Origin of the sequence: Nonomuraea mesophila, assembly GCF_004352805.1 — a bacterium.
Lineage (GTDB): Bacteria > Actinomycetota > Actinomycetes > Streptosporangiales > Streptosporangiaceae > Nonomuraea > Nonomuraea longispora.
Genome location: NZ_SMLD01000022.1, coordinates 73,224 through 79,223, shown reverse-complemented (window position 1 = coordinate 79,223; position 6,000 = coordinate 73,224). Strand labels below are relative to the sequence as shown.

Annotated in this window: 7 protein-coding genes; 4 read left to right on the top strand and 3 right to left on the bottom strand. The window is 69.9% G+C overall.

The genetic code is table 11. From position 1 onward, the window contains the following. Nucleotides 1–1,006 (top strand): MerR family transcriptional regulator (locus E1295_RS11710; RefSeq protein ID WP_342775860.1); only part of this gene is annotated, 1,006 nt, incomplete at its 5' end. Nucleotides 1,007–1,039: 33 nt separating this feature from the next. After that, entirely contained in the window at nt 1,040–2,038 is a 999-nt protein-coding gene (locus tag E1295_RS11705; RefSeq protein ID WP_132630272.1) for a MerR family transcriptional regulator, read from the top strand. Nucleotides 2,039–2,099: 61 nt separating this feature from the next. On the opposite strand, the gene E1295_RS11700 is transcribed toward E1295_RS11705, so the two are convergent. Continuing rightward, nucleotides 2,100–2,372: a hypothetical protein gene (locus tag E1295_RS11700; protein WP_132630271.1), complete on the bottom strand. Its 273-nt coding sequence runs from the start codon at nt 2,370–2,372 to the stop codon at nt 2,100–2,102. A gap of 273 nt (nt 2,373–2,645) precedes the next feature. On the opposite strand from E1295_RS11700, the gene E1295_RS11695 reads away from it, so the two are divergent. After that, nucleotides 2,646–3,299, top strand: coding sequence for a LysE family transporter (locus E1295_RS11695; RefSeq protein WP_220448665.1), 654 nt, complete (start codon nt 2,646–2,648; stop codon nt 3,297–3,299). 19 nt (nt 3,300–3,318) lie between these two features. On the opposite strand, the gene E1295_RS11690 is transcribed toward E1295_RS11695, so the two are convergent. Beyond that, nucleotides 3,319–4,227 carry an alpha/beta fold hydrolase gene (locus tag E1295_RS11690; protein WP_132630270.1) on the bottom strand — a complete coding sequence of 303 codons (909 nt, stop codon included), beginning with the start codon at nt 4,225–4,227 and terminating at the stop codon, nt 3,319–3,321. A 442-nt stretch (nt 4,228–4,669) separates the two neighbouring features. Here E1295_RS11690 and E1295_RS11685 point away from each other — a divergent pair, with 442 nt between their 5' ends. After that, nucleotides 4,670–5,545, top strand: a complete 876-nt coding sequence (locus E1295_RS11685) for a neutral zinc metallopeptidase (protein WP_132630269.1) — start codon at nt 4,670–4,672, stop codon at nt 5,543–5,545. A 66-nt stretch (nt 5,546–5,611) separates the two neighbouring features. Here the strand turns inward: E1295_RS11685 and E1295_RS11680 are convergent, their stop codons facing one another. Next, nucleotides 5,612–5,980: a nuclear transport factor 2 family protein gene (locus E1295_RS11680; protein WP_132630268.1), complete on the bottom strand. Its 369-nt coding sequence runs from the start codon at nt 5,978–5,980 to the stop codon at nt 5,612–5,614. Nucleotides 5,981–6,000: the final 20 nt, after the last annotated feature.

Below are 6,000 nucleotides of genomic sequence, written 5' to 3'. Positions count from 1 at the left end.
CCATAGTGGCGGCATGGACGACAACGAGCTGTACCCCATCGGGGACGTGGCCAGACGGACCGGGCTGAGCGTCAGCGCCATCCGCTACTACTCCGACGCCGGCGTCATCGACCCCACCCACGTCACCGAGGCCGGCCACCGGCTGTTCGACGTCCGCGCCATCGCGCGGCTGGAGCTCGTCCGCACCCTGCGCGACCTGGACGCCGCGCTGGACGACATCCGCAGGCTGCTCGGCGGTGAGACGTCCCTGCACGATCTTCTCGCGACGCACCTGGAGCTGGTCGAGCGTCAGGAGCGCGACCTGCGGGCCAGGAGGGCCGTGCTGCGGACCCTGGTCAAGCAGGGCGGCACGGCCGCGCAGGCGGCATTGATGCACAAGCTCGTGTCGATGCCCGACGACGAACGCGAGCGGCTCGTCGACGACTTCTGGGACGACGTCAGCGACGGTCTCGACGTCAACCCCGACTTCGTCGGGCGGCTGCGGGAGATGCGGCCGAGCTTGCCGGAGGACCCCACCGCCGCCCAGCTCGAAGCCTGGATCGAGCTGGCCGACCTGGTCCAGGACCCGGAGTTCCGAGGCGCGGTCCGCTCCTACCTCCAGGATACCTTCACCACGTTCCCGGGACGGCTCATGGCCGCCACGCCGGTGCAGGACTTCATCTACGGGACGGGAATGACGATCATGGGGGACATCATGGCCGCGTACCGTTCGGGGCTGCCCGCGGACGCGCCACGTTCGCGCGAGCTGGCCGTACGCCTCGTGGACGCGACCGCCGCGCTCGACGACCGCCAGGCCACCGCCTCGTTCCGGCGGGAGATGGCCGCGAAGTTCGACGAGATCGACGTGCTCCTGCGTGAGGAGGACGACGACACCGGGTCCCGGTTCGACCTCACCCACGGCAGGTACCTGACGCTGGTGTCCGTGATCAACGGGACGTCCGGCCCGGACCAGGAGGTCGTGCCCTTCGCGTGGATCGCGGCGGCCCTTCGCGCTTCGGCCCCTTGAGTCTCAAGCCGCTTGAGACTCCATAGTGGCGGCATGGACGACAACGAGCTGTACCCCATCGGGGACGTGGCCAGACGGACCGGGCTGAGCGTCAGCGCCATCCGCTACTACTCCGACGCCGGCGTCATCGACCCCACACGTGTGAGCGAGGCGGGCTACCGCCTCTACGACGTCCGCGCCATCGCGCGGCTGGAGCTCGTCCGCACCCTGCGCGACCTGGACGCCGCGCTGGACGACATCCGCAGGCTGCTCGACGGTGAGACGTCCCTGCACGATCTTCTCGCGACGCACCTGGAGCTGGTCGAGCGTCAGGAGCGCGACCTGCGGGCCAGGAGGGCCGTGCTGCGGACCCTGGTCAAGCAGGGCGGCACGGCCGCGCAGGCGGCGCTGATGCACAAGCTCGTGTCGATGCCCGACGACGAACGCGAGCGGCTCGTCGACGACTTCTGGAACGAGGTCGGCGAAGGGCTCGAGGTGCCGGACGGTTTCGTCGAACGCCTGAGCACGATGCGGCCGAGCTTGCCGGAGGACCCCACCGCCGCCCAGCTCGAAGCCTGGATCGAGCTGGCCGACCTGGTCCAGGACCAGCGGTTCCGCGCCGCGGTCCGCTCCTACCTCCAGGACGCGTACGGCACCTTCCCCGGGAGCAGCCTGGCCGCCGCGCCGGTGTGGGACTTCATCCACGAGGACGGCGCCAGGATCGGGGAGGAGGTCGTGGCCGCGTACCGTTCGGGGCTGGCGCCGGACTCGCCACGGGCGCGCGAGCTGGTCGTCCGCATGGCGGGCGCCGCCGCCGGGGCCATGGGGGAGCAGTCCACGACCGAGCAACGTGAGCGGCTGGCCAGGGCCTTCCTGCTGGTCGAGCAGCTGCGGCGCGAGGACTCCCAGGAGGAGGAGCGCTACGACGCCACCCACGGCAGATACCTGTCCCTGGTGGAGCTGATCAACGGCACCCCGCCCAGCACGGGCGAGGACGATGCCGAGGCGTTCGCGTGGATCGCCGAGGCGCTGCGTGCTTCGACCCGGCAGTGACCCGAGGCTGAATCGCACGGCACGTCTCGGGCGTACGCGACGGATGCTCGAGGCCGCGTCGTCAGTGCGGTGCCGCTACGCCGGTCGTTCCGCCGGGGAAGTCGTCGGTCCACTCGGTGGTCAGCTTGATGAAGTGCCCGTGGTTGGCGCCGGCGACGCCTCCGCCGGCTGTGGGGAGCAGGTTGGCGCGGACCACCCGGGAGGTCTCGGGATCGACGACCAGCCTGATCTCCCGCTCACCGTCGGGAACCATCAGCTCCTCCCCGTCCTCGACCGTGCCCACCCGCTGCACCTCCGGCACCGTGGCGAGAGCCCGGAACGCCGCGGAACGCACCTCCGCCGGCGCGGGCAGAGGAGTCGTTTCTGGGATCCGCAGAGGCGATGGCCGTCGGACGCTGGGTGGGCTGCGTGGTCATGGCGCGACGGCCGTCGGCTCAGCGTGGCATCGGGGCGCCTCGTCGGGCGTGTCGAGACCTGACGCGGCTGCGCGAAATTCGGTCGACAGGCCGGGTGCGCCGCGCCTATACCTGTCCGTCATGACCACGTTCCGTCTTACGCCGCCCTCGTCGTCTCCCGCCGGCCGGCCGGGTGACCGACAGCGGCAGCCGTGCCGACCGTGGAGGCCGATTCCCGCCCCGTCGTGACGGCCGCCCTGGTCGCGGGGCTGCTCGCCGGATTTGGCATCGCCATTCCCGTGGGAGCCGTCGCGACGTACCTCGTGGCCCTCACCGCCAGGACCTCCCTGAGGATCGGCGTCTGCGCCGCGCTGGGGGTGGCGACCGCGGACGGGCTCTACGCGCTGGTCGCGGTCGTCGGCGGCTCCGCGCTCACGGGCCTCATCGAGCCGATCATGTTCTTCCTGCGGCCGGCGTCCGCCGTGGTCCTGATCGCCCTGGCCGTTCACGGCGCCGTCACGGCGATCAGCCGGCACGCCGGTCGGCGGGCGGTCTCATCGATCGACCCGGCCGCGCCCGGTCCGTTCCGGGCCTTCCTGGCATTGCTGGGGCTGACCCTGCTGAACCCCATGACGGTGATCTACTTCACCGCGCTCGTCCTCGGCACCCGGACGGTGACGGAGCCTCCTGAGCAGGCGGTGTTCGTGCTCGCCGCCTTCGTCGCGTCGGCGAGCTGGCAACTGCTGCTGGCCGGTGGGGGCACGCTGCTCGGGAGGACGCTGACCGGCAGCCGGGGGCGGCTCGTCACCGCGCTGGCCTCCAGCGCCCTGATCGCCATACTCGCCGTCGTCACCCTCGTGGGCTGACGGGAGCGGCGGGCGGTGTTCAGCCCGCGGCCTGGGCGGCGACCTTCTCGATGGCCTTGACGGCGACGTCGGGCTGGTCGGTGTAGATGTAGTGGCCGCTCCTGGCGGCGGTGCTGAGGTTGCTGTTGGTGGAGAGGTCCAGCCACTTGCGCTGGCCGGCGCTCCACGCCTTCTCCAGCTGCTTGCCGTAGGTGGGGATGGCGGCGAGGTACGGCTGACCGTGCTTGATCACCTCTACCGGAATCCTGCCTGCGGAACGGACCTCGCCGTCGGCGACGACGAGCTGCTCGGGGTTCTGGCCGGCGAAGACGGCGAGCTGCTGGCCGCGCATCTGGGCCGCCGGGCCCTTGGCCGACTTGGGGATCACCCGGGCGATGTCGGCGCCCATGGTGGAGGGGGTGGCGTCCAGAAGGACCAGGCCCTTGACGCGGTCCTGGTGGTCGGGGGCGTAGCGGGCGGCGATGATGCCGCCGAGCGAGTGGCCGGCCAGCACGACCGGGTGGTCGCCGGCGACCTGGCCGAGCACCCCGGTGAGGACCTTGCCGGTGCTCGCGAAGTCCTGCTGGCCGGTGGGCTTGTCGCTGGCGCCGGCGCCGAGCCGGTCGTAGGAGCAGACCCGGTTCTTCGCGCTGAGCGTCTTCTGCAGGGCGGCCATCTTGGTCAGGTCGTCGCCGCCGCCGTGCATGAGCACGATGACCGGCTTGCCGTCCTCAGCCTCACCCGAGCAGGACACGTTCACCTTCTTGCCGCCGACCTTGATCTTCTTGGTCCCGGAGAACAGGTCGGCTTCGATCTTCTGCTCGGTGCCCGCCAAGGGGTCCCAGTTGTCCATGGAGTCCAGGGAGTCCCCGTTGCAACCGGCGACGCCCATGCCGAGCACGGTGGTGCACAGTGCGGCCAGAACGGGTGCCTTGAACTTGCCGAGCATGAGGTCCTCCGAGGAGAGCGAGTTGAGCGAGCGGCTCCGAATGCCGCGGTCACGTCGGTAACGCTACGGATCCGAGAGGTCCCTCTGCGTCCCCGCACGGTGGACATTGGCCTGTAGCTCGCACGGGGGACAACCGGCGGCGACGGGTGACCCGCGTCGCCCGTAACGCAGAACCAGGGCAAATCTCCCGTCATCCTTCGCCATGCAGCCGCAAGCACCGCTCCGCCCCGACCTGAGCTCGCCAACGGCCCGGCCCCGCGCGCCGGCGGCCACGAGGTCCGGGGCGCTTCGCAGGTGTGCAGAAGGGCGCCGGCGACCGTGTATGCGCTGGTCACCCGCTGAAAGCGGACCGAAGTCGGCCGCCTGCGGCGCGCAATGCTCGCAGGTAATTAACCGGATTTCAGCCCATAATGCATGATCTTGACCTAATCTTGGGAGGATTATGAACGTTTCTCACAGATTCGCGGCGCTCGCGGCTGCCGGATTGACGCTCACGGTGGCCGCGACCTCGCAGGTGTTCGTCCTGCCCAACGCCGCCTCGGCATCGGTGGTACCCGTCAACCAGGTCCAGCAGGCTGCTCCGGGGGGCGCGGCCGGCACGCAGGGCGCGAGTGCCCTCGCGAACAAGTCGCTGGCCACCAAGAACCGCATCTACCGAACCGGCCGTCTCACCGACGTGAACTGCCGGCCCGGCTCGCTGCCGTCCGGGAGCACGGCAGCGTACAAGCGGTTCCTGACGCGCGTGACCAACTGCCTGAACAAGGCGTGGGGCTCGCAGTTCCGCAAGGCACGGATGCCCTTCTCCAAGCCGCGGCTGCGCATCATCACCAGGAAGGTCAACACGCCCTGCGGCAAGTGGAGCGCCGGTGCCGACGGCTACTACTGCTCCGCCAACCGCACGATGTACATGCTGATCACCCGCAAGCAGCTGCGCCAGCCGTTCCCGCTGGGGATCGCGCGCCTCATGGCCCACGAGTACGGCCACCACGTGCAGCAGGTCTCCAAGATCTGGAGCTACTACTGGACGGCCCGTAACAGGGCCGGCAGCTCGCAGCGCCTCGCGCTCTCCCGCAGGTCCGAACTGCAGGCCGAGTGCTTCTCCGGCGCCTTCATGAGGACCCTGAGGGACGGGCGGGACTTCTCGGACCGGCAGTGGGACTACACCGTGAACTGGTTCCGTAATAACGGGCACAAGGCCTGGCGGCACAACGACCACGGCAGGGGCCCGACCCAGGCCAGGTGGATGACCCGCGGCTACAACAGCGGCTCTCCCGCGTCGTGCAACACCTGGGCCGCCTCGGCCCGCAGCACCACCTGACCGACCGGCACTTCACGTTCGCGTAGAAGGGGGGTCGGGCCCGCAGTGGCCCGGCCCCCCTCTGCGTCAGCGGTGGTCGTTCTCCTTCAGCTCGACGACCCAGGCACGACGCTCGGCGATCCTGCCGTCGCGCATGACGAACACCTCCGCCATCGACATGCGCATTTCGCCGCCCGCGACCCGCTTCACCGTCCCGTTGAGCTCCGCCATCACCACATCGCCCTGCTCGACCATGCGCACCACCTCCAGGTGCGGAGGGTCGACGAGCTCGGGCGGTCCGTCGATGGCCTTGTCGTAGGCCTCCTTGCCGGTCAGGTGGAAGGCGCCGAAGACGGTCCACTCGATGTCGTCGGTCAGGCAGGACAGGATCTGCTCGTGATCGTTCTTACGGAAACCGTCGAGGTAGGTGGTGACGGTCTCGATGTTGCGTGACATGTCCGCTCCTTCTGGAATGC

Excerpts from the sequence above, each read along its gene's own strand:
- E1295_RS11705 (WP_132630272.1), top strand. The coding sequence starts at position 1,040 with ATGGACGACAACGAGCTGTACCCCATCGGGGACGTGGCCAGACGGACC.
- E1295_RS11690 (WP_132630270.1), bottom strand. The coding sequence starts at position 4,227 with ATGCTCGGCAAGTTCAAGGCACCCGTTCTGGCCGCACTGTGCACCACC.
- E1295_RS11685 (WP_132630269.1), top strand. The coding sequence starts at position 4,670 with ATGAACGTTTCTCACAGATTCGCGGCGCTCGCGGCTGCCGGATTGACG.
- E1295_RS11680 (WP_132630268.1), bottom strand. The coding sequence starts at position 5,980 with ATGTCACGCAACATCGAGACCGTCACCACCTACCTCGACGGTTTCCGT.